A 22,396-nucleotide genomic window follows, 5' to 3' on the forward strand; every position below is an offset into this window, starting at 1 on the left:
ACATGGGGCCTGTTAATCTTCGGTGCACAGCAAAGATCAACAGGTCTTAATTAAAGACGTATTGGTTAAAGTCGATATTCGCGGCACTGGCCACAACCTTTACTCGGTTGCTGGCGCCTAATTTTTTAAGAATAGATGAGACGTGAGACTTAACCGTGGTTTCAGAAATATTAAGCTCGTAGGCAATCACTTTATTGGCTAACCCTTGAGTTAGATATTTCAGTACGGTCAGCTCTTTTCGTGTTAATGAACGAATTTGCTCCGGCGAAATACCGTTGTCATTGGTCATGCGTGTTCTGGTAGACGGCGTTCTCAATATCTCTGATGGTAAACACACGTTCCCTTCAAAAATACTCTCGATAGATGTGGCTATTTCTTCAATTTTGCTGCTTTTTGAAATAAAGCCAACGGCACCATAAGAAATGGTTTGCAGTATATTTTGCTTTTCCGTTTCAGCGGAAATAATCACTACAGGTACGTTAGGGTGTTGGTTTCGAATTTCTAAAAGTCCGTTTAGGCCACAGGTTTCCGGCATATTTAAATCAAGCATGATTAAGTCGAACTTCGCGTCTTGCTCTAGTAACGTTAACGCTTCAGAAATTGAATTGGCTTCGAGGGTTTCTGAGTCGGGAAACTTTTTCCCTAAGATAGTAATCATTGCGTGACGAAAAATAGGGTGGTCGTCAATTATCAAGATACGGTGCATGGTCTTTCCCTCAGCTAAAAAAGCGACATTTGCCGCTGGCCTTGTGACTTATTTGGGCTGGCGTTTTATTCACACATAAGCCTTTTAGTAAGACAAAATTATGGCGTAAATGAAACGCTTCAAAGTGACCAAATTCTCCGAAATATTAAAAGCTAAACAGTCACTTCACATGTTTACAATGTTAACATTAATATAACATTAAATCAGGCCTAATAAGACCAATGGCTTATAATAAAAAAGCACGTAAGACCAGTACTGACGGGACTTTCGTTCTATAACTCGTCAAGTAACTGCCTTCTTTTTTCGGCGTATTCTGTTTCGCTAATTAGGTTTGCCTTTTTTAGTGCGTCTAACCGTTTAAAACGAGCAACGATATCGTTTTCTGCTGGTAAGGGGGCCGAGCCAGCTACGTCTTTCTTACTGGGTGTGTTTTCCCTATTCGCTGGGGAAAGTGTTTCCTTTTCTACAGGTGCTTCAAATGCCAGCTGAGTCGGTGCGACCACCCAATCGAAGCGATTTTTCGTTTTCAGTTCTATACCAGGTGCGGAAAAAGAGAGTGGGGAATCGAATGAGAACTTTGCTTGTTTCCGGTTACCAAAATCAAAGTCGTATTTTACCAAGCCCTGAGAAGTAGGATCATAAGCCATTTCGTAGGCTTTATTGGCTACTTTATCGAACTCGCCAATAAGAATATTGAGCTGGTCGTCTGCAACGAAAATACTGCCTGCAACGTAATACGTTTGGGTTTTAAGGCCTGCCAAATAGCGCTTCTCTTTACTAAGGGCAAAAATTACGTCTTGCTGAGCAGTCGCTGTTCGCAGCGCCTCAGGCAGATAGGCGGCAAGTAACGCAACCTGTTCGTTGGAAAAAAGCGGTGTTGACGTATTTTTGTTCTTAACCACCTGAATAGCGCTAAGTATGGCGGATACATCCTGCTCTTGCAGCGTAAAGGGGTGCTGGTTGGCACGCATGTCACTGTCTGTTTCGTTTTGCTTTTCAAAAAGGCGAATAAAGTTGTTTTTGTCCTCCTGAAATATGACCTGTGCGTCTGCGATATGTACTGTCGTTATGAAGAGTAGGGCTAACAGAATGGGTTGAGCTGAACGTAATGAAAATAGAGATATATTTTTCATGATCTTTCCTTTTTCAATAGGAAAAGCGAGAGTGAATCTCGCTTTTTATGTCATATCTTTTAGCTTAATTTTAATTTATTATTTAAGTGTAAAATTAATCAGTTTTTTATCATTAATTAAATGAGTCGAGTAATTTTAAATTTCAGAGTAATTAGATATAAGTTCAATGTTAAAATATGACTGATTTTTAATTCTCAATTAAAAGAACACAGTGCCACCTAGTTGAATTAGGGTTAAGTCTTCTGCGCTGTTATAAATTCCTTGCGCAGATTCTGAACCATCAATATCTAAACTTAGGTTTTCGTATTTCGCGTACACCAAGAAGCGCGAGCCAAAATATTGTTCTGCTGCAACACCCCACTGACTAAGCTCTGAGCCGGTAACGCCATCTAAATGAGCCATGCCGTATTGGTCGTTATAACTAGCATATTCAGCATAGAAAGCAGAATCACCAAAGCGATTAAACTGTTTTCTAATACCTGCTTTAAAGTAATAGGCATCCGTATCGTCACCCGACCCAACAATGGCGTCGTCAGCCTCTTCCATCTGATAAGTGGCTACCCCAAATACACCTGACTCAATATGCATGAGCCCTGCTTGCAGTTGTAGCGTAGTTGAACTGTTGCCCCCAACATTGCTACCGCCATCTTTATTCACTGAGTAACCTGCATGAAGGTTAGTTTTGAAGCCTTCGTGCTCAGCCGCATACTTAACCGCAATATCGTAAATTTCGTCGTTTGCATAACCTACTGCAATACTCACGTTGCCCATTTGAGGGAGATCGTAGCGCACGCCGTTGCGATATATACCGTTACAGTCAATACCAATACCCAAGCCAGGCGTAGCTAAGCACTGAGCAAATTGACCCCACGCGACATTGGTTGAACCTTCTTCTACGCCTCGAATAAAGAAGCCATTTGCTCTAAATAATGGAGAAATTCCCGACCAGATTGTGCCAGAAGGATCGGCTAGAACGGCAATGTTATCGGTGGGAAGGCTTTGTAAACCAATGGTGATTTTACCCCAGTCGCCACCAAAGTAGAGGCTACTGCCCAACAGGCCAATGTCGCCGCCATTGAAGGTGTCTAAGTTATCCTGATTGGCAAACAAAAGCGGGGTTTGATGGCCACCACCGGCGTAGTTCGGTGCGCCTGAAAGAGGTTCAATAATGACCTCAAAGCCCACGTCCATGCCTTGTTCTTCCAGTTTATAGTTTCCTGAAAGCGTAATACGGCTGCCTAGCGTTGTACCGTTGTCTGAAAGTTGTGCCACATCACTACCCACACCGTCGTCGTAATAGGTTAAGCCTTCATTTATCCATCCAGAGATATTCCATGAATAGGGCTCGTCCTGGGCAAAACTATGGCTACTGACTGTGCTTAAAATGGCAATAGATAAACAGGTTTTTGTAAATGTATTCTTTTTCATTTTACTGTCCCAATTTTGGTAGTGTTGATTAATTACAGTGGCTTTTTGTTTTTATTTTTGACTGGTTTTAATACTTTCGGTGTCCAGTAAATTGATAATAGGTTCTATTGAATTTTGAACCATCGGCCGTAAGGCGTGTTAATCTCCTTCTTTAGTAGCGGGAAAATTAAATGTAAAAATCATAAAAAACGCGACTACTGTGAAAAAGTAAGTCGCGTTTTTTTGATTTTTGTTCAGCTTTTGTGTGGATAAAAGCGCGTGTGGTAACAACTGCTATCTGATTAGAATCTCGCTTTTAGATTTACACTGACCATTCGCGGTTGTGCGGGGCCCACGAACTCTGCACCTTCTACGTCGGGATAAATGTCTTCTAATACCTCATCAGCCTCGCCATACGTGCCAAAGGTTTCATAGTCTTTGTCGAACACATTGTTCACACGTAGCGATGCGGTAAATGTGTCGTTGAAACGGTACGATGCATAAATGTTTGCAATAACGTATCCGTCAATCTTTTCATTTTCGTTAGCCTCATCGCCCCTAAAGTACTGACTAGATGCTGAAATAACTTCTGCCCCCAAACGCGCTTTATCCGTTAAGGCGTAATCTGCATAGAGCTTGACTAGATGCTCTGGCTGGCCTGGAATTTTGTCACCTGGCGTTACGACCCGATCCGGCCCCTGAGGGTTAAAGGGGCTAAACGACGTGAATGTCGATTCGTAGGTTGCGTTAAGATAGTTGTAGTTTAACCGGTAGGTTAGTTTTTCCCACGTTGAGCCTACGCTGAATTCAACGCCCTGACGCTGGGTTTCATCAACGTTAATAAAGTATCCGCGAGAGGCAACAGAGCCTGCTTGTTGGAAGATAATGTCATCCTTACTTCTACTGTGAAAAACATTTAGCATCACGTCGATGTTATCAATGCGTGTGGTGTAGTTCGCTTCAATAGTTTGGGTGACCACCTGATCCAGAGGAGGATCGGCCACAAAACCGTTCGGTAAGCGGCACGGGTCGTCTTCATCTGCACAGCTTAACTCTGCTGGGCTTGGCGTTCTTGAAGACTGGCTGATTGCAAGATTCAACTGGCTTTGCTCATCAATAGTAATGTCTGCACCTACCGCTGGGTTAAATTGGGTAAAACGGTGATTGCCGTCCAATGAACCTTCACCGTCATCAATCAGGTCTTCCATAACAATATGGTCTCGGTTAAAACGTCCACCAAGATTGAGTGATACGGCTGAAGAGAGCTGTGTACTATTCATGAAAAATAGCGACCATGCGGTGGTGTCTACATCTAATCTAACCCTGGCTTCTTGTGCCATGAGCCCGTCGATGGGTAAAACGGTGCGTGAGTCTTGTGCAGATTCGTTTTCCAAAATACCAAATGTAGTATCAGCGGCGTAGTTAACATCTCCTTTGGTGTAGCTGGCACCAACAATTAACTCTGAACTGAAGCCGCTTAAGGCATATTGTTTTGCTAGCTGAAAAGATAACCCAGTAGCTTTGGCGTCTGTCCGGCCCGTATTGTATGTTCCATCAAGTTCATCTGCGTCCACATCTGATATTTCACCAAGCGCGGTGTCGTCATCAAAGCCAATAAATTCAACCGCTTCTATATCGTCGCCTTCTCCTACAACAGGCAAATCATCGTCATCATCGTCGTCGCCATCATCATCACTATCAAGCGGAGCATCATCATCATCGTCGTCATCATCTTCAAATTCACACAGTGTTACGCGTCCATCAGCGAACTGGCAGGCACCAAAATCACTGTCATCGCCGTTGATTGATTGAGTTTGTGTGTCGCGATAAAACATATTGGCGGTTAAAGATAAGGTGTCAGTTAAAACGAAATCACCGGTTATATTAACGTGCGTAAGTTCGTTGTTGGTCTGATCGGGGTGGGTGTAGACCGCTTCTCTTCCTTCAATATCCAGCAGTTCAATAGGCGACGCACCATTTCCGAGTAACTCGTTATCGGCCATAAAGAGGTTCATGTCGAGATGCATTTTGTCACTTTTATAGGCAAGCGATGTAAATACTTGCTGCACTTCAGATGGCGAATAGTCACGCCAGCCATCTTCCTCATAATGATTCTGGTTCACGTAATACGCCCAGTGATCGTTATGACCACCTGATTCCACAGAAGCGGCTTTCTGGCCGAATTGTCCAGCCTGTAAATCTATTTCATTGGCGTTGAAGCTAAACCCTGTTTTCGTTCTTAGCGCAAGGGCACCGCCTAGCGTGTTTTGGCCAAACAGAGGATTTGAACCAGAGTACAAAGAAACGGTATCTATAGCATCTAGAGGCATGAGGTCCCAATGCACAGTATCGCCAAACGCTTCATTAACCCTACCGCCGTTCAAATACACCGAAATGCCCTGAGGTAAGCCAAGCAACGGAGAGGCAGTAAACCCGCGGTATTGCAGGTCGGGTTGGAACGGATTGTTTTGAACATCGTTTAGGTTTACGCTTGCCAGCTGAGCTTTGAGTAGCTCCGGTAGTGAACGGTTGACGCTCCCTTCAATGTCGTCTTGCGTGAGTGTCTGAACGTTACCAAATACGGCAGAGTTATTGCCATTGGCATTAAGGGAGGTGACTCCTTGTACCTCTATGACCTCGTAGTGCTCGAATGCATTATTCGCTGCTGCAACGGTGTTACATACAGCGGCTACCGCGCTGGCAATGACAGTAAATACCAAAGGCGTTCTAGTTGTAAAAGCAGGCGTAGCTTCAAATTGTGACTCGCTTTTTAAGGGGCTGTCAGCAGGCTTTTCTATTGGGCATTGCAAAGATTTACGTGTAGGCATGGTCTTGGCTGCTTCGTTATTATTTATACTTTCAGTATTGCCTTAACCATTCCCTAAAAATATCCTCCTTAAGGGGGAGGAAGTGTCATAAATTGGTAGCAGTGTTTTTTCCCGAATTCCCTAGAAGACAATTGATAAAATCTTATGGCACCAGTTTTCACGCTCTTCGATATTTGTATCGCTGGCGCCGAACAGAAAAAGATTATTTTCATAGGTTGCAGCGCCTAGTGCGTAGCATTCTCCCGAGGTTCTTGGTTGCCAAAAAAGGTGGTTTGCCAATACCGCTTGCAGTCTTGACTGTTGATAGAACGCAATGCGATACACCCAGTGTGAGGCCAAATAACCAGAAGCTGAATTTGGAAAAGCTGACTCTAGCGTTATTGAGGGCGATGGGATGGCAGACTGTGTTAAGTGTGAAGCAACTTTTTCAGCGTTAAAGCGTTTTAAATTGGTGGTACTGTTGGCGAGAGGCCGCAATAAACGTGGAAGTGTAGGCAAGTGCTCTAACGCAATAAAATGTCGGTATTTAGAGGTAAGACGGGATATGAAAAGTGACTGTTCGCTATTGGATGTGCTGGCCTGTGCGGAAAAGCCTTTACGTGCCTTTCTGATCCGCTCGAGAGCGACTGACTTTTCTGGTGAAGGTAGAGCCCTCAGGTAGGAGTGCGATACCTTACTAGCACACGCCAAATAAGCGCGTTTGGTGGCACTATCTTTGGCGGCACACTTGTTCGAACCCAACGCATCTGTTAGTTGCGCAAAATAGCGAATAGCCGCCCCCACACCTTCTGCGTGTTTATCAGTGTCTGGCATCGGCTTTGAAGGCGTAATAGCAAATGAGGCAAGACACGCGGATACCACATGTTTTAGTTGTCGCAGCCTTTTATCATTCTCATCGCTCACGAGCTTGTGTGTCAGTTTTTGTGAAAGCTCTGGAAGTGCTTCTATCGAAAACTCGCTTGCTTCGTCCTTCGTCGCTTCCTTTGTGACGAGGCGAATTGCAAAATTGCCTTGATGATTAATTTCGGGGTCGATAAATAAGGTGTTTTCAAGGCCAGCTGCGGTGCAAAGTGTTGCTTCTTGCTGTTGTAAACCTTTTAGAAAGCACTGAGGAAACCACCAGGTTAATACATGCCTTATCGTTTCGTTTTCGCCTTTTGTTGTTTGTGTATCAAAAGAGGCTTCTTTGTCTAAATGTGAGTGTTCGCGTTGAGATGCGTGCTGACTCAGAGGGGCGTTTCTGTTCAGGGAGGATTCTTTGCTCAAAGCCGCTTTTTCGCTCAGGGCTGTTTCCGCGCTCAAGGCTGTTTCAGCGCTCAGGGCTTTCATCGAGCTCAGGGCTATTTCTTCGCTCAGGGCTGTAACAGCCTCTTTGCACTGTTCAAAAAATTGGGCTGATTTACTGTAAACCAGCGTGGTGATATTGCTTGGCTGATACCACTGGCGTTTGTAGTCTTGAAGCGCTTCAATGCTGTTGCTGCCTATGGTTTGTGTAAAACCACCCGCGTGTTGATAGGCATTTTTATCGGTATCGGCTAATCGAATAGCGGCGTTTAATGCATAGTCGCTGTTTGCCTCTAGCATGGCGAGCTCGTTAAAAATAACCCCGTCACGTTCTAAGGTAACCTCATCGGTACCGTAATCCCGGTTAAGCAGGCCATAGTACAGGTAATTTATTGCATCAAGCAGTACATTCGCTTTTTCAGACGAGGCGAAAAAGAAGGTGTATTCGGCGAGTGTAGTAGCGTTTATAGTGACAGGCAGAAGCGTATTGGCCGTAAAAAGCTCGTGGGCAGCAGGGTATTGGCGAGAGCGTCGAAAGCTCATGTGCTCAGCTAAATGGGACAAGCCAGTGTGGCCCGCAGCAGGGGTTTTGAGCGCAAAAACAACGCTATGCACTTTTGACCCAAAGCCGGCATCAATGAAATGAAATCCAAACATACACTTTTATCATTACGGGTTAACGGTATCTTTTTTTGTTTAGTACTTATTGCAGCGCACTGATTTCGTAGTATTTGTCTCGCAGTACTTGTCTCGTAGCGCTTACTTCGTAGCACTTACTTCTAAGACGGGAATCGGCTTTTCCACCTTCCGATACTGTAGTGCCTTCGACGGTGCAGTACCTGCTTTATCGGTAATGCCTTTCATCAAATGGTGATCGGGCGACTTACTGCAAACCGGATCCGTCTTATACATATCACCTGTTAGCAGGTAGGCCTGACACCGGCAGCCGCCAAAGTCTTTGTCTTTTTCATCGCAGTCCCTACAGGGCGAAGGCATCCAACTATCGCCACGGAAATGATTAAAGCTAAAGTCTTGGTGCCAAATATCGTGCAACGAGCGTTCTTTCACATTAGGAAAACGAAGGGGCAATATCTTTGCGCTGTGACACGGAAGGGCACTGCCATCTGGCGTTACGGTTAAAAACGTTGTGCCCCAGCCATTCATGCACGCCTTAGGGCGAGATTCGTAGTAGTCGGGCGACACAAATATGAAGGTTGGGCCTTTACCGTTTTGCTGCGCGCGGTAGCGGTTCACTGCGGCCTCGGCTTCCTGTAGCTGCTGTGACGTAGGCAGCAAATGATCTCTGTTTTCATAGGCCCAGCCGTAATACTGCACGGTAGCTAGCTCGACAAAATCAGCGTTAAGCTGCTCGCTGAGCGCCATCACGTCTTCTATTTCGTGAATGTTCTGCGCGGTAATACAGAAGTTAAGCACCATAGGGTAGTCGTATTGTTTTACCAGCTTCGCAATTTTAAGTTTTTGTTCAAATGAGTGACGCTTGTTGCCTATTAAGTCGTTTACTTCAGCATTGGCTGCCTGAAAGCTCAGCTGAATGTGGTCAAGGCCGGCTTCTTTGAGTTTGGCAATACGTTTTTCTGTCATGCCAATGCCAGAGGTGATCAAGTTGGTGTAAAAACCCAAAGCCCGCGCATAAGCGACTAAGTGCTCTAAGTCTTTTCGAAGCAATGGCTCTCCGCCAGAAAAGCCCAATTGCACGGCGCCCATTTCCCGCGCTTCACGCAGCACACGCTCCCAGTGCTCAGTAGAGAGCTCATTAAATGTTTCTTCCATGTTTACTGGGTTAGAGCAATATGGGCAATGTAATGGGCACTGATAGGTAATTTCGGCTAGGAGCCACAGCGGAGGCGTTATGGTATTTGGTACGTCGGTTTGTAAATCAACGTCTGTATTATTCGTCATAGCGGATCCACTTCTTTTGCTTGGCATGAACCAGAAATGCATGAACATCTTCTTCTAAATCTTCAGGTGCATCAGGGAACGCCTGGCGAAGCTCAGCACAAATGGCATTTTCCGTATTGCTGCCATCCACGCGCTTAAGAATTTCTGCCGCAGAAGGATTCAGTTTGATCATTCCTTCGGGGAATAACAAAACATAACAACCCTGAGCTTTCTCGTACTGCATGCGAAAAAGCGGATTTAAAGAAGCTGTTTTGTCTCTTGTGCGGCCGCCCTCGTTGTTGTGACTGCTGCTATTTTCAATGTTATCTTCCACGTTTTCAGCACCGACGCTATCAGCATCTAAGTGGTGTTCGGTTTGCGATTGTAAATTCGACATCATTAAAACCTCCCTTTATGGCACACCCGCTGGTCGGCAATACCATCAAACGGCTTTCTCTTATATTCATAGGCAAAGCAAATGGCATCAGCAATGCTCCACAAAATATCAATTTTGAATTGCAGTATATTGAGCGCATGTTCTTGCTGTTGTCGGGTAACAAAGTGGTCAAGGGTAATCTGCAGGCCATGCTCTACATCACGGCGCGCCTGACTTAACCGCATTTGAAAGTAGGTAAAGCCTTCACTATCAATCCATGAATAGTGCCCAGGCCAGGTATCTAATCGGCTTTGATGTATTTCAGGGGCAAACATTTCAGTTAACGATGAGCAGGCCGCCTCTTCCCACGAAGCTCGGCGGGCAAAATTCACATAGGCATTTACTGCAAACTTAACCGCTGGTAACAGGTGGGTTTCATCAAGTAATTCACTGCGGTTCAAGCCTACCGCTTCGCCCAACCGCAACCAGGCTTCTATGCCGCCAAGTCCGTCTTCACCTTCCCGTCCATCGTGATCGATTATTCGTTGGATCCAAGTTCTGCGTACCGATTGATCTTCGCAATTCGCTAAAATTGCCGCGTCTTTAACCGGTATCGCCATTTGATAATACAGTCGGTTGGCCACCCAGCCCTGAATCTCATCAACGCTGCAGTGTCCTTCATTCATGCGTTTATGAAAGGGGTGATGAATATGATAGTAAGCGCCTTTTTCTCTCAGTTTTTGTTCGAATTCTTGTCTAGACCATGCGTGTTCTGTCATTACTACACCTCAATTTCCATGCCGTCGTAAGCCAATTCAATACCTTGTTCACACAGGCTGTGATAAGCACTGGAGTCTTCGTCAAGCACGCGATTTGTGTTGTTGATATGAATAAGCACTTTACGCTCAACGTTAAATTCATTTAGCAGCGCAATGGCTCCGCCCTTTCCATTAACCGGCATGTGTCCCATATCAGTGCCCAGCTTGTTGCTAAAGCCGTGATCTATCATTTCTTCATTGGCCCACAGCGTACCGTCAAAAAGCACGCAGTGAGATTCGCGCATCACCTGTTTTACTGTGTCGTTTGCCTGCATACATCCCGGCGCGTAAAAAAGCACGTTGCCCGTGGTGTCGTCAGTTATCTTCAGGCCGATATTGTTGCCCGGCACAATGTTGTCGCGATATGTCGAATAAGGGGGCGCATTAGACTCTAGTACCACGGGTTGGAAAGTCAGGCCTTCTGCCCCCTTTGGCACAAAGCGTTGATGATAATCGGTATTAATTGAATGCTGCTGTAGTCCGCCGTGCCAGTGTTTTAATACGGTAAAAAGCGGGAAGCTGGTGGTTAGGTCTTCGGCCACAACATCGGTACAATAAACGGGAAGGGGTAAGCCTTCGCGCAATGTTAGCAGGCCTGTAGTATGGTCTATTTGACTGTCGGTAAGCACAATTGAGCTTATGCGTGTGCCGCGAGAAACATGGGCGTCGGGCCACAGCTGCGGGTGGCTATTTATCTGCTCCCGTAAATCGGGGGAGGCATTAATGAGAACCCAATTTTTACCATCACTACTGACAGCAATGCTCGACTGTGTTCTACCTTTCGCCTTTATTTTACCTTCGCGTAAACCCTTACAATTGGGGCAGTGACAGTTCCATTGCGGAAATCCACCCCCGGCGGCAGCACCAAGAATCAATACGTGCATAACAACTCCATACTACAAGTAAAAAAAGGCTGCATCGGCAGCCTTTTTGTTCATCATCCCAGAGGGCGTTGCCTAGCGGTTATTGATGTAAAGAGTTACTTCAAAACCAAGGCGCATTTCTGTGTATTGGGGTTTAGTCCACATAGTTGTTCCTCTTCTTTATGATTAAACGCATGACTGAGTATATGTTGAATATGTGTTAACAGATATCCTCCTAACGGAGGAGAACTGTCATGAATTTTGATGATTTATTGATTATTTTTGATAGCGCAGCTGCTTAAGTAAGATAACAGCAAAGGGATAGGGCGGCCGGTCGCCGATAACGATTTGGTGTAGGTAAAAGCGGTTCCTGCCACATCGAGGTGAGCCCACGGCGTGCCGTCAGCAAAACGAGAGAGAAAGCAGCCTGCCGAAATAGCACCGGGAGAGTTTATGCCCGTATTCATCATATCCGCGTGTTGAGAGGTGATGGCGTCTTGATATTCTGGCCACAGTGGGAAAGGCCAGCACCTGTCGTTAGCCTGTTCACCCGCTTCAACTAACGCACTTTCAAGCGCTGGAGCGTTGCTAAAAAGCGCAGTGGCTTTGTGCCCCAGTGCGCTAATAGCCGCGCCGGTTAGGGTTGCAACATCAATAATAACCGAAGGGGAAAACTGTTTCGCGTAGCTGATTACATCGGCCATAAGCATACGCCCCTCTGCATCGGTACTCATGACTTCCACGGTTTTTCCTGAGTGCATAGTAATGATGTCACCCGGGCGATAGGCTTTGCCATCAATCGCATTATCGGCGCTCGCCACAATACCAATAATATTTATATTTAACCCCAGCGTGGCAACAGCCTGAATAACGCCCATTACGCAGCCGGCGCCTGCCATGTCGTAAATCATATGGCGCATATCAGGGCTGCGTTTTAACGTTATGCCGCCGCTGTCAAACGTTACACCTTTGCCAATTAACACTACCGGCGGTAAATTCTCTAAACCTTTGGCTGAGTAGCGAAGAATAGGCATGGTGGCAGCGAACTGTGAACCTGCATTTACTGCCAAATAACCGTTCATTCCTAGCTGCTTCAGCTTACTTTCATTGAGGATATCGCAAGACACCGTATTAAAGGTTTGCGCCAGATGCTGAGCTTGTTCGGCCAGATAATCTGGCGTACATAAGTTGGCTGGCATGTGGGCGAGATCTTTAGCCCAGATCATCGCGGCATTAAGGGCCGTTTCATAGCTTATAGTGTGTGAAACGAGATGCCTTTGCGCGGTATTAAAATGGTTGGCATCTAATGCAAGAGACAGCGAGCCCCTAATATCAAGTGCTTGATTAATTGCTTCATCATTTAATGCATTGTTTGCGTCGTTGATGCCATTGTGGGCTCGACTGCTAGAAACCGAACGATTATTCGTCTTATAGCCTTTAAAGTCATAGCCGTGCTTGAAATAGCTTCTAAGTAGCGCACTCAGAAACTGTGAGTGGCTAGCAATGGTGTTAACAGGGTCACTGCTTGATGCTTCAGTGGTAGAAAGCGCCATTAACGACAGCTTTTCCAAGGTTACCGACACGCTTTTAAGCTTTTTAAACAATGCATCGAACTGCTGTTCTAGGTAGCGAAATGCTGGCGCGTTAGTTTGCTTCAAGTCACTGGTGCTTTTCGAATTAAACGCGGAGTTTGAATCGCTAGCGTAGCTTGAGCGGTTAACCATGGAGGGGTCATTAGTTTTAGATAAAGTCGAGGCACGGCTAGAGACGTTGGGTGCATCTGACGCTTCAAAAAGCGCAAAATCGACACCATAAAACAGCACCCGTTTTACTTCAGCTAATTGTTGGCCAATTTCGTTTTGTCCGCTGTTTTCATTGTCTGGGATGTCACTTGTTTTAAACGCCTTAAGGCCTTGTACGAATACACATTCGCCTTTATTTCCTGCAAAACCTTCATCGTCAAAAACCTGCTCAATATATGTCTTAGCGGGTGTTGAAAAGTGAAAGAGTTGGCTCGCCAACAACGTGGGTGTAGTTAAAATAAGTAAGCAGTCACTGTCGTTTAACGTTTTAACTTTATTGTTTTCGTCAGCCCAGATTAGGTTTGCTTTTATCACGAGAAGCGCCCTTTTGAGGCTTTGGGACGAAAGCTTCTCACAGCGAAAATAAAAGTGATAGCCGTAAGGCAAAGTACAACAGCAAGCGCGTTGTGTTCGAGTTTTTCATAGAGCGCAAATCGCAGTAATTCTACGCCGCTACTAAAGGGGTTAAAGGCGCAAATCTGATACAGCCATTCGCTGGCCTCACGCATTTTCCAAAGCGGGTATAGGGCGCTTGATAGGAAGAACAATGGGAAAATGACAAAGTTCATGACCCCGGCAAAGTTCTCTAGCTGCTTAATATAGTTTGCCAGTAACAATCCTAACGAACCTAAAAACAATGACAGTAGTGCAATAACAGGCAACGCATAAACGTATCCCAACGCAGATAGGCGTACATCTAGTAAAAGCGCAAAGGCAAAGAAGATGTATACCTGAATAGCGCTTACCAAGGTGTTGGCAATAAGCTTGCTGCCTAGCAGAAAAGGGCGGGGAACCGGGCTTAACAGCAGTACTTTCATGCTGCCCATTTCCCTGTCGTACACCATGGACAATGAACTTTGCATACTATTAAAAAGCACAATCATGGCGGCAAGCCCGGGTACAATGTACTCTTCGTACAAAATATAACTCTCGTACGGCTCGGTCATTGAAAGACCCAGCGCCGAACGAAACCCTGCGGCAAAAACAAATAGCCAAAGCAGCGGGCGCACCAATGCACTTAACAGGCGTGTACGTTGCTGCCAGAACTTCAGCATCTCTCGGGTAAGTACGCCCACAAAACAGCGCCAATACATCAGGAACCTTCCTGCATCAAATGCTGCCAAAGGTGCTCAATATCCTGTTGATGATACTTGGCTAACAAGGCTTCACATTGGTCGTGAGCTAACACTCGTCCTTTTGATAAGACTATCAAGTTGTTGTTGGGCTTCACTTCTTCAAATAAATGCGTGGCCCACAGTACGCTTACGTTTTGGGAATGTGCGAGTGCTTGTACTACCCGCAAAATAAGATGACGGGATCCTATGTCTAAGCCAACGGTAGGCTCGTCTAGTAGCAGCAAGGATGGCTTGTGAATAAGGCAGCGAGCTAACTCGACCCGACGTCTGTGCCCGCCATTTAAGTTTCTAATTTTTGTGTTGAGCTTACTCGTAAGGTCGAGTTCGTCGAGCAGGCCTTGAATATGAGATAGCGCGCTAGCGGTACTTATGCCGTGCAGCGAAGCAAAGTAGGACAAATTTTGTTTTACTGATAAGTCGATATCTAAGGTACTTTGCTGAAATACCACGCCCATTTTCGCCATAATACTTGTGCGAGATTGAGACAGGGTAGCACCATCAAAGGTAATACTGCCTTGCGTGAGTTTTTGAAGGCCCGTAATAAGCGCAAATAAGGTACTTTTGCCTGCGCCATTTGGCCCAAGCAGCATGGTTAAGCCTGGTTTTAGGCAAAGGCTTATATTGTCCAGCGCGTGGTGGCCGCCGTACTGATGTGAAACCGCTTGAACCGCTATTTCCATTTAACCGCCACGCCCCAAGGGTAACGCCCCACTTTTACCGTATGCTCTACGTTTAACGTACGGGTATTGATGACAGAAACATCACCGCTTACACCGTTAGTGGTCAGTAATAAAGACTGATCTTGATTAAACGCTAACTGCCACACTCGTCGCCCAACCAAAATGTAGTCTTCCACTTCGAAGGTATCGGTATTGATGACCGCTATGCGATTCGCTGGGCCAAGCGCCACGAAGGCGTAGGGCTTATCTTTCATAAGCACAATACCCACTGGCTGAACCTTGTCGCGATAAACGCCTTTAATGGCAAAGGAAAGGGTCTTCACTTTTTGCTTAGTAGCAGTATCGAAAATACTGACGGTGCCACCTATTTCCGAGCTTACCCAAAGGTACTTGTCATCTTTGGTAAAGTGAGCATCTCTGGGTCTTGCATCAACCAAGCTGTTCGCAATATTTTCGTGCGTTTGGGTATCTATCCAGTGCACCATGTTAGTGGTTTCTGATGTGACGACCATCATGCTGCCGTCGTGACTCACTGCCAGCCCCTCAGGCTCTACGCCCACATCTATCTGAGAAATGACCTGAGCCGTTGGAATGTCGATAACGGTAAGAAGGGCATCGTCTTCATTAGCTGTGTAAATAGTGGTGCCGTTAGGATGTAATGCTATGGTTTCAGGATCTGCACCTGAGGGAAGATCGCCCACTATGGAATGGGTAGACAAATCCATAATTTGAATGCGATCAGCATCAGAGGCACAGATATACGCGTGGGACTGGTCTGCACTTAAAATAAATCCTCGGGGGCGCTCTCCAACCTCGATAGTTTCAACCACATCAAATGTCGTCATATCAATGACAGATAGCGTGTTGTCTTTTTCGTTAGTGACATACGCTTGAGGAAGTGCAAAGGCTTGGGGAAGTGCAAAGGCAAAGCTTGCCATTAAACTGCCCAGCAAGAGTGCAAAGCGATAGCTCATAACTTGTCCTTACAGGTAGTGTGTGTGGCGCCTATTGTGTCCAGTTCGTTGGTTTGGTGCAGAAAGCCTTCTAAGGGCGCATGAGTCACCAGTGCGTCTTCGTGGGCCAGCGCAATAGGCTGACGAAATTGGTGGCTGTAGGGGCGAATAGAAAGGGGGCGACCTTTATAAGCACCCAGCGTGTAGTCGTCGCTAAGCAAGGTTTTAAGTATTCCCTGCTGCGTTAAATCGCTTCCTTGCTGCGCAGTATTTGCCACCGCAGTTACCGCAAGATACGCGGCGAAGTCGACTTCATTCATGTGTCTGTTAAACCCGTCGTTAAAACGGCTTTGAAGCTGACGGGCGCCCCATTGTTCGTGGGTAAAATGCCAACCTAGCGCTTTCAGGCCGGCAGCACCTACCACAGGTACGGGATAATACGTGTTAAAGGGTAGGCTATACGCGAATTGCGCCGCGCTATCGGCGGTAAAAACAGCCTGATAGGTTTCTGTTGTTCGCGTAAATTGAGGAATTTCAGCAAAGGCAGCCCTGCGTAAATCAAAACTGTCCTGCCACTGTTTAGTTTCAACAAGTGAAAGCTTAAATTTTTTAGCGCTGCGTTTAAACGCGGCTAGGTATGCAGCATCGTCAGCGGTTTTTCCGTAAACTGCAAATATCTCGTCAATACGCTTAGTGCGAAACCACTGGGCTAGCGCGTCGGCTTTCATCTGATAACTGGGGATTGTATGAAACAAGGGCAGGCGACATGAATTTTGTCTCAGCAAATCATCGCTATTAGCTACGTTAAAAAATACGGCATTAGGAAGCGTGCTTTGAATAGTGGCAATCAACTGCTCAATTGAGGCAGCCTTTACCTTATCACTGCTTTGCATGTCCAGTAGTACAACAGGTGCAATGTTGCCTTGCTGATTGCTGCTTATTTCTTTGTGATTTGCGTTAGCACCTGAAGCAGAGTGCTGGCGTGTTTTAGCTAAAGAAGCTTGCAGTTCGCCGATAGAAGGCACACGGATTTCAGTTAACTCAAACTGATAACCAAGAAATTTTCCCGTGATATTGGCATCCTTTATCGCCACACTTGCGCCAGCTATCCCCTCATTGCTGGGGGACTTTAAATAGTCTGGTGTGCCTGGTGGAGATGTGCCCGCAACTTTTATGTAAATGACCACAATAGTGGCAAAAGAGGCCTGTGGTGCAGCTTGTTGAGCCTGTGAAGATTGCGCTTCATTAAATGCGAGCGCGCTGTTTAAAAACGGCAACAGAACGCAGCAAAAAAGTGACGCTACACACTTTTGATAGCGCTTGCCGGTTAATCGTCTTTCAACCGTACTTATTACACCCTTTGCCATATACCACCCCGAGCCCAGCTGCATGCTTTTGCTGATATCTGTTTGTCTGACATAAGGGTATATGGCAATTTTCCCGAAGAACATCCTCCTAAAGGAGGAATGCTATGGCGCTAAAGTAGCATTAGTAAAATCACGCTAACCCCTTAGTATGCTTACGAAGTTCGATTGAATATGTGGGTAAGCTGTGCAGTTAGTTAAACCTTTTCGAGTTATTTTCATTTTACTTTGCCTGATAACGGGTTCTGCGCTTTCTGCGTTCGGGGAAGCAAGATCGTTAGACGATATTAAAGACAGCGGTTTAATTAGAATTGCGGTGTACACCGACTATCCTCCATTTTCATTTATTGAAAACGACAGCCCCACAGGTATTGATATTGATATCGCCCGTGAAATCGCGAGCGCCCTTGGTGTTGAGCTAGAGCTGATATGGATGACACCAGGTGAAACGACAGAGGACGATTTCAGAAATTACCTATGGAAGGGCCATATAATTCACCGCATTAAGGCCGATGTAATGATGCGCGCGCCTTACGACCCAAGCTTTTCTCAAAAACGTGACGACGTGGGCTTGTTGGTTAATGAGCTCGTTCACATGTTTGCCCCCTATCAGCGTGAAAGCTGGCAAATCATTCACAACACGCACACCTTGCCCGAAGTGGAAACCATGGGCATGTTTCAGTATCACACGATTGGTGCGGAAATAGACAGCATTCCCCACTTTTACTTAACGTCAGCGTTTGGCGGCCGATTGCGAGAAAAAACATCGCACTATGGCTCAAACGCAGAAGCGTTTGACGCAATGAAAGCAGGAACCGTCGAAGCGGTAATGGGATTGCGCTCGCAAATATCCTACCTCAGTCAGTTTGTTGATAATGAGCAATATCGTCTTGCAAGCAACGCGTTTCCGCTTATTGGAAAGCAAAAGTGGGATATAGGACTTGCTGTTCATACTAATTATCGCGCGCTAGGCTATGAAATTGGTGATGTAATTACGCGAATGGTGGTAGAGGGCGATATGCAACGGCTATTTGAGAAATACAAAACCATTTATGAGATGCCGCCCTATTTTGCGGGGCAAGAGCTTTCAGAATAAGCGCACTCTGAGCAATAGCGTTCAGAACGAAAGCACTTTAGACAATAACTCTATGGCCAACCGCCTTTTTACCTCTAGCGCCGTTATCAGTCACGCATTACTTTAAAAAGACGTGAAAGCGTAAAGGTGTTAAATAAAAGGGAAAATAGCCCTTCATTCCTCCTCCTAAAGGAGGAGTCAAATCACTCCGCTGTTGCATAGGCATCGACATCCCCCCTAGCTATGCTAATTCTAACGAATAGTCTGAAACAGACCATTTATGGCCTACATGCAACTAGGAACCGTTATGAATAATAATATGCCAATTAAAAAACTTGCCCTATCTATGCTGGTTTGTGCAAGTGCGTTAACTCCTGTCCATGCTGTTGTCACCGACAAAGATATTCAAAATGACCACGTTACCACTGACGACGTAGTGACGTATGGAATGGGCTTGAAAGCTCAGCGCTATAGCCCGCTAACCGCCATTAACCGCGATACAGTAGAAGAAGTTCGTCCGGTATGGGCGTTTTCATTAGGTGGTGAAAAGCAGCGGGGTCAAGAATCGCAGCCTCTGATAAAAGATGGCGTGATGTATGTAACCGGATCTTACTCTCGTGTGTGGGCCATCGATGCGAGAACTGGTGAAGAGCTATGGCAATATGAAGCGCGTTTGCCAGACGGCATTATGCCTTGCTGTGACGTGATAAACCGTGGCGTTGCGCTTTACGATAATCTGGTCATATTTGGCACCTTGGATGCCAAGTTAGTCGCACTGGATAAAGACACGGGCAAAACCGTTTGGAAGAAAAAAGTTGAAGACTACCGAGCTGGCTATGCCATTACTGCGGCACCTATTATTGTTGACGGAAAAGTCATTACAGGGATTTCCGGTGGTGAGTTCGGGATCGTCGGTAAAGTGTATGCTTACGACGCGAAGTCTGGCAAACAGCTATGGGTTAGACCTACCGTTGAAGGGCACATGGGGTATCTATGGAAAGACGGTAAGAAAACCGAAAATGGAATTTCAGGCGGCGCGCCAGGCAAAACATGGCCTGCTGATTTATGGAAAACTGGTGGTGCAGCAACGTGGCTAGGCGGCACTTACGACTCAGATACAGGCTTGCTATTCTTCGGTACGGGTAACCCTGCACCGTGGAACTCTCACCTACGTCCGGGCGATAACTACTTCTCGTCGTCGCGCTTAGCTATCGACCCTAATACAGGCAAAATTGTGTGGCACTTCCAAACCACACCACACGATGGCTGGGACTTTGATGGCGTAAACGAGCTTATCTCGTTTGACTACCAGGAAAACGGCAAGACAGTGAAAGCGGCGGCAACCGCCGACAGAAACGGCTTTTTCTACGTCCTTAACCGCGAAAACGGTGACTTTATCCGCGGCTTCCCGTTTGTTGACAAATTAAACTGGGCAAAGGGACTGGATGAAAAAGGTCGACCTATCTACATTGAAGAAAATCGCCCAGGAAGCCCAGCGCAATCAGCTGATGGTAAACAAGGCGCACAGGTCGTAGCGCGTCCTGCGTTCTTAGGTGGTAAAAACTGGATGCCAATGGCCTATTCAAAGGATACTGAACTCTTTTATGTGCCTTCAAACGAATGGGAAATGGATATCTGGAACGAGCCTACCTCTTACAAGAAAGGTGCAGCGTACCTAGGTGCTGGTTTCACCATCAAATCAGTGAATGAGGACTTTATCGGTGTGCTTAAAGCGATTGACCCTAAAACAGGTAAAACCGTTTGGCGCTATAACAACTTCTCTCCACTTTGGGGCGGTGTGTTAACTACAGGTGGTGGTTTGGTTTGGACCGGTAACCCTGAAGGTTATCTTATGGCCTTTGACGACAAAACCGGCGAAATGGTTTACAAGTTCCAAACTGGCTCAGGTATTGTTGGCTCACCAGTGACATGGGAAATGGATGGTGAGCAGTACATCTCTGTTCTATCAGGATGGGGCGGCGCAGTGCCATTATGGGGCGGTGAAGTTGCTAAACGCGTGAAGCATTTCAACCAAGGCGGCACCGTGTGGACGTTTAAATTGCCCAAGCGCTATCAGCAGGTGGCAAAAAACTAACCTTAGCTGAGCAGTATATAGTGATTAATACATGGCCAGCGCCTACGTGCGCTGGCCTTTTTTGATCACCTATTCATTCACCTGTTGGCAAGGTAAGTCTTCATCATTCTTATGGGCGTTATTTCGACTCTGACTTTAGCACTAACGTTAAAGCAGCAACGGTAAAGCTTGCGCCTTCAGTGGCTATCAATGTGGCCTCCTACCAAAGGAGGAGCCTTTCAAAACCAAAGTAGAGTTACCCCTTATTTCCTCGTACGTATACTTAGTTCATAGTCTTTTGAGGATGTATGAATTATGAAAACAAAAATATCGATGTTGTTTGCTGCACTCGTGGTAACTGGCTTTTCTGGCCACGTGCTTGCACATGGAAATGTTATCCCTCAAGGAGCAGATAGCTCAGCTATGCCGCCAATCACTGATGGCGATGAGTCTGAAAATGGCTGGGTGTTTGAAAACCCATATCGAAGCCTTGATGAAGAAACCAAAACGAAGGTCATCAAGTTTGGTGAATCAGCTTATGCAAATAACTGTGCAGGTTGTCACGGCTTGCACGCGCAGTCTGGCGGAATAAACCCAGACCTTCGTGAACTCGACCCAGAAAGTTTTGAAGACGACGAATGGTTCGTTGAGCGCTTGCGTTTTGGCTCGGCGAAAGGCATGCCTGCACTTGGCGGTATTCCTGAAGGTCAAACCGATCCTATCTTAGACCAAGAGACACTTTGGGCTATTAAAACCTACGTTGAAGCACGTCGCGTTGTGGCCATTGAAGAGGGTGAGATCGAAGCAGATTAGGGCGACGTCTGTTACGCCTTTTTCGCCGGGTTAACGTCGAGTTACCCGGCGCTTTTCGTTTCCAATAACGTCTAACAACACATCAATAGCCTCACTCTTCACTGTTTATAAACTTAAAATGCGCTTAACAAAGATGTATCTTCATCACACCAGCTGTAGTTTACTTAATATTCCAAAGGCGAGGGCGGTAATAGGCAGAGATGCCAATGTGCTCACTGCGATGATACTTGCCGCCAAACGATAATCACCGCCTAAGTTTCTGACCATGACATAGCTTGCTGCAGCAGTAGGTGAAATGGCGAGAAGAAGAACAATGCCCAGCTCCATACCTCTAAATCCAAAAGCATAGGCAAACGCGACTAATATGGTGGGATAAACCACGCACTTACTGGTTGTGCTAAGCACAATGTTAAACCAGTCACTGGAAAATGAGCGGAACTGTAGGGAAGCACCGGTACAAATAAGTGCAAGTGGCAGTGTTAGCTGCGCAAAGTATTCACCGGTTTTTATCAAGGTGGTGGGCAATTGCCATTCGAAGTAAGAGAAGGGGAGCGCTGCCGCGATAGAAAGAATTAGCGGGTTTTTCGCCATGCCAGTAACTTGACCCAATAAAGAACGCGACGTGCCTTGATAGAAATTAAGAACAAAGACAGACAATACGTTAAACAATATAGTAATACACCCCATATAGACCGAGGCTACAGCAAGCCCTTCTTGCCCATAGGTATTGGCACAATAAGCTAAGCCAATAATGCCCATATTGGCTCTGAAACCGCCTTGTACAACCACACCTCTGGCTTTGTAAGGATGTACGGTCAGATGAGAGGTAATCATCAGAGCTGCAAAAACAATGAGCGTGCCCATAACCCCAACGCCTATCAGCGATAGGTTGGCGGCTTTAGAAAAGTCTGCTCGCGCTATCGATAAAAATAACAGCGCAGGGAGCGCAACGTTAAATACCAGTTTAGATCCAGCTTCTATAAACCCTTCATTGAGCCATTTAATGCGAAAAAATAGCCATCCCATTAACAGAAGTATCAAAACAGGAATCAGCGTGCTGGTAATAAAACTAAGCATAAACGATACGTAAACCTTTACATGTGGAAACGAAACAACATAAAAACGCATTTGTAGAATATTGATGAATTTAACCTATTCACAAACGGTTTTGATAAGCGTAACTTA

At 45.9% G+C, this 22,396-nt stretch carries 19 protein-coding genes; 3 read left to right on the plus strand and 16 right to left on the minus strand.

Annotation, left to right across the window (positions count from 1 at the left end; all coding sequences use genetic code 11):
- Positions 1 to 46 precede the first annotated feature (46 nt).
- The 15 genes from AC27KT_RS10120 to AC27KT_RS10190 form a co-directional block, all read right to left on the minus strand.
- Complete coding sequence (locus AC27KT_RS10120; RefSeq protein ID WP_014950680.1) at positions 47 to 706, minus strand: response regulator; 660 nt, start codon at positions 704 to 706, stop codon at positions 47 to 49.
- A gap of 272 nt (positions 707 to 978) precedes the next feature.
- Positions 979 to 1,839 carry a hypothetical protein gene (locus tag AC27KT_RS10125; protein WP_487129603.1) on the minus strand — a complete coding sequence of 287 codons (861 nt, stop codon included), beginning with the start codon at positions 1,837 to 1,839 and terminating at the stop codon, positions 979 to 981.
- Positions 1,840 to 2,037: 198 nt separating this feature from the next.
- On the minus strand, positions 2,038 to 3,267 hold the full coding sequence (locus AC27KT_RS10130) for a porin family protein (protein WP_014980250.1): 1,230 nt from the start codon (positions 3,265 to 3,267) through the stop codon (positions 2,038 to 2,040).
- Between the two features lie 281 nt (positions 3,268 to 3,548).
- On the minus strand, positions 3,549 to 6,074 hold the full coding sequence (locus AC27KT_RS10135; RefSeq protein ID WP_487129605.1) for a TonB-dependent receptor: 2,526 nt from the start codon (positions 6,072 to 6,074) through the stop codon (positions 3,549 to 3,551).
- A gap of 120 nt (positions 6,075 to 6,194) precedes the next feature.
- Positions 6,195 to 8,015, minus strand: a complete 1,821-nt coding sequence (locus AC27KT_RS10140; RefSeq protein ID WP_487129607.1) for an insulinase family protein — start codon at positions 8,013 to 8,015, stop codon at positions 6,195 to 6,197.
- 102 nt (positions 8,016 to 8,117) lie between these two features.
- Complete coding sequence (pqqE, locus tag AC27KT_RS10145; RefSeq protein ID WP_487129609.1) at positions 8,118 to 9,278, minus strand: pyrroloquinoline quinone biosynthesis protein PqqE; 1,161 nt, start codon at positions 9,276 to 9,278, stop codon at positions 8,118 to 8,120.
- Positions 9,268 to 9,657, minus strand: coding sequence for a pyrroloquinoline quinone biosynthesis peptide chaperone PqqD (gene pqqD / locus AC27KT_RS10150; RefSeq protein ID WP_487129611.1), 390 nt, complete (start codon positions 9,655 to 9,657; stop codon positions 9,268 to 9,270). The genes pqqE and pqqD overlap by 11 nt, the downstream gene beginning before the upstream one ends.
- A complete protein-coding gene (pqqC, locus tag AC27KT_RS10155) occupies positions 9,657 to 10,412 on the minus strand; it encodes a pyrroloquinoline-quinone synthase PqqC (RefSeq protein WP_487129613.1) in 756 nt (251 codons plus the stop codon). Before pqqC ends, pqqD begins: the two co-directional genes overlap by 1 nt.
- A gap of 2 nt (positions 10,413 to 10,414) precedes the next feature.
- On the minus strand, positions 10,415 to 11,335 hold the full coding sequence (pqqB, locus tag AC27KT_RS10160; protein WP_487129615.1) for a pyrroloquinoline quinone biosynthesis protein PqqB: 921 nt from the start codon (positions 11,333 to 11,335) through the stop codon (positions 10,415 to 10,417).
- Positions 11,336 to 11,407: 72 nt separating this feature from the next.
- Positions 11,408 to 11,479 (minus strand): pyrroloquinoline quinone precursor peptide PqqA, encoded by a 72-nt coding sequence (gene pqqA / locus AC27KT_RS10165; protein WP_071953288.1) that lies wholly within the window; start codon positions 11,477 to 11,479, stop codon positions 11,408 to 11,410.
- 104 nt (positions 11,480 to 11,583) lie between these two features.
- Positions 11,584 to 13,431, minus strand: coding sequence for a leucyl aminopeptidase (locus tag AC27KT_RS10170; RefSeq protein ID WP_487129617.1), 1,848 nt, complete (start codon positions 13,429 to 13,431; stop codon positions 11,584 to 11,586).
- Positions 13,428 to 14,210 carry an ABC transporter permease gene (locus AC27KT_RS10175; RefSeq protein WP_015068005.1) on the minus strand — a complete coding sequence of 261 codons (783 nt, stop codon included), beginning with the start codon at positions 14,208 to 14,210 and terminating at the stop codon, positions 13,428 to 13,430. Before AC27KT_RS10175 ends, AC27KT_RS10170 begins: the two co-directional genes overlap by 4 nt.
- Positions 14,210 to 14,932 (minus strand): ATP-binding cassette domain-containing protein, encoded by a 723-nt coding sequence (locus AC27KT_RS10180; RefSeq protein ID WP_487129619.1) that lies wholly within the window; start codon positions 14,930 to 14,932, stop codon positions 14,210 to 14,212. The genes AC27KT_RS10175 and AC27KT_RS10180 overlap by 1 nt, the downstream gene beginning before the upstream one ends.
- The gene (locus AC27KT_RS10185) at positions 14,923 to 15,906 is read right to left on the minus strand and encodes a PQQ-dependent catabolism-associated beta-propeller protein (RefSeq protein ID WP_487129621.1); all 984 of its coding nucleotides are present in this window, start codon (positions 15,904 to 15,906) and stop codon (positions 14,923 to 14,925) included. Before AC27KT_RS10185 ends, AC27KT_RS10180 begins: the two co-directional genes overlap by 10 nt.
- Positions 15,903 to 17,252 (minus strand): type 1 periplasmic-binding domain-containing protein, encoded by a 1,350-nt coding sequence (locus AC27KT_RS10190; protein WP_487129623.1) that lies wholly within the window; start codon positions 17,250 to 17,252, stop codon positions 15,903 to 15,905. Before AC27KT_RS10190 ends, AC27KT_RS10185 begins: the two co-directional genes overlap by 4 nt.
- A 184-nt stretch (positions 17,253 to 17,436) precedes the next feature.
- On the opposite strand from AC27KT_RS10190, the gene AC27KT_RS10195 reads away from it, so the two are divergent.
- From AC27KT_RS10195 to pedF, 3 genes are all read left to right on the plus strand, one after another.
- Positions 17,437 to 18,345: a substrate-binding periplasmic protein gene (locus tag AC27KT_RS10195; protein WP_487129625.1), complete on the plus strand. Its 909-nt coding sequence runs from the start codon at positions 17,437 to 17,439 to the stop codon at positions 18,343 to 18,345.
- A 286-nt stretch (positions 18,346 to 18,631) separates the two neighbouring features.
- Positions 18,632 to 20,419 carry a PQQ-dependent methanol/ethanol family dehydrogenase gene (locus tag AC27KT_RS10200; protein ID WP_487129627.1) on the plus strand — a complete coding sequence of 596 codons (1,788 nt, stop codon included), beginning with the start codon at positions 18,632 to 18,634 and terminating at the stop codon, positions 20,417 to 20,419.
- A gap of 294 nt (positions 20,420 to 20,713) precedes the next feature.
- A complete protein-coding gene (gene pedF / locus AC27KT_RS10205; protein WP_159493538.1) occupies positions 20,714 to 21,211 on the plus strand; it encodes a cytochrome c-550 PedF in 498 nt (165 codons plus the stop codon).
- Between the two features lie 144 nt (positions 21,212 to 21,355).
- On the opposite strand, the gene AC27KT_RS10210 is transcribed toward pedF, so the two are convergent.
- A complete protein-coding gene (locus AC27KT_RS10210) occupies positions 21,356 to 22,288 on the minus strand; it encodes an AEC family transporter (protein WP_014950661.1) in 933 nt (310 codons plus the stop codon).
- Positions 22,289 to 22,396 lie beyond the last annotated feature (108 nt).

This window comes from Alteromonas sp. 5NW40-0090 (assembly GCF_057552975.1).

Excerpts from the sequence above, each read along its gene's own strand:
- AC27KT_RS10200 (WP_487129627.1), top strand. The coding sequence starts at position 18,632 with ATGAATAATAATATGCCAATTAAAAAACTTGCCCTATCTATGCTGGTT.
- pedF (WP_159493538.1), top strand. The coding sequence starts at position 20,714 with ATGAAAACAAAAATATCGATGTTGTTTGCTGCACTCGTGGTAACTGGC.
- AC27KT_RS10180 (WP_487129619.1), bottom strand. The coding sequence starts at position 14,932 with ATGGAAATAGCGGTTCAAGCGGTTTCACATCAGTACGGCGGCCACCAC.
- pqqD (WP_487129611.1), bottom strand. The coding sequence starts at position 9,657 with ATGATGTCGAATTTACAATCGCAAACCGAACACCACTTAGATGCTGAT.
- AC27KT_RS10140 (WP_487129607.1), bottom strand. The coding sequence starts at position 8,015 with ATGTTTGGATTTCATTTCATTGATGCCGGCTTTGGGTCAAAAGTGCAT.
- AC27KT_RS10120 (WP_014950680.1), bottom strand. The coding sequence starts at position 706 with ATGCACCGTATCTTGATAATTGACGACCACCCTATTTTTCGTCACGCA.
- pqqC (WP_487129613.1), bottom strand. The coding sequence starts at position 10,412 with ATGACAGAACACGCATGGTCTAGACAAGAATTCGAACAAAAACTGAGA.
- pqqB (WP_487129615.1), bottom strand. The coding sequence starts at position 11,335 with ATGCACGTATTGATTCTTGGTGCTGCCGCCGGGGGTGGATTTCCGCAA.
- AC27KT_RS10210 (WP_014950661.1), bottom strand. The coding sequence starts at position 22,288 with ATGCTTAGTTTTATTACCAGCACGCTGATTCCTGTTTTGATACTTCTG.
- AC27KT_RS10135 (WP_487129605.1), bottom strand. The coding sequence starts at position 6,074 with ATGCCTACACGTAAATCTTTGCAATGCCCAATAGAAAAGCCTGCTGAC.
- AC27KT_RS10175 (WP_015068005.1), bottom strand. The coding sequence starts at position 14,210 with ATGTATTGGCGCTGTTTTGTGGGCGTACTTACCCGAGAGATGCTGAAG.
- AC27KT_RS10185 (WP_487129621.1), bottom strand. The coding sequence starts at position 15,906 with ATGAGCTATCGCTTTGCACTCTTGCTGGGCAGTTTAATGGCAAGCTTT.
- AC27KT_RS10130 (WP_014980250.1), bottom strand. The coding sequence starts at position 3,267 with ATGAAAAAGAATACATTTACAAAAACCTGTTTATCTATTGCCATTTTA.
- AC27KT_RS10190 (WP_487129623.1), bottom strand. The coding sequence starts at position 17,252 with ATGGCAAAGGGTGTAATAAGTACGGTTGAAAGACGATTAACCGGCAAG.
- pqqE (WP_487129609.1), bottom strand. The coding sequence starts at position 9,278 with ATGACGAATAATACAGACGTTGATTTACAAACCGACGTACCAAATACC.
- AC27KT_RS10125 (WP_487129603.1), bottom strand. The coding sequence starts at position 1,839 with ATGAAAAATATATCTCTATTTTCATTACGTTCAGCTCAACCCATTCTG.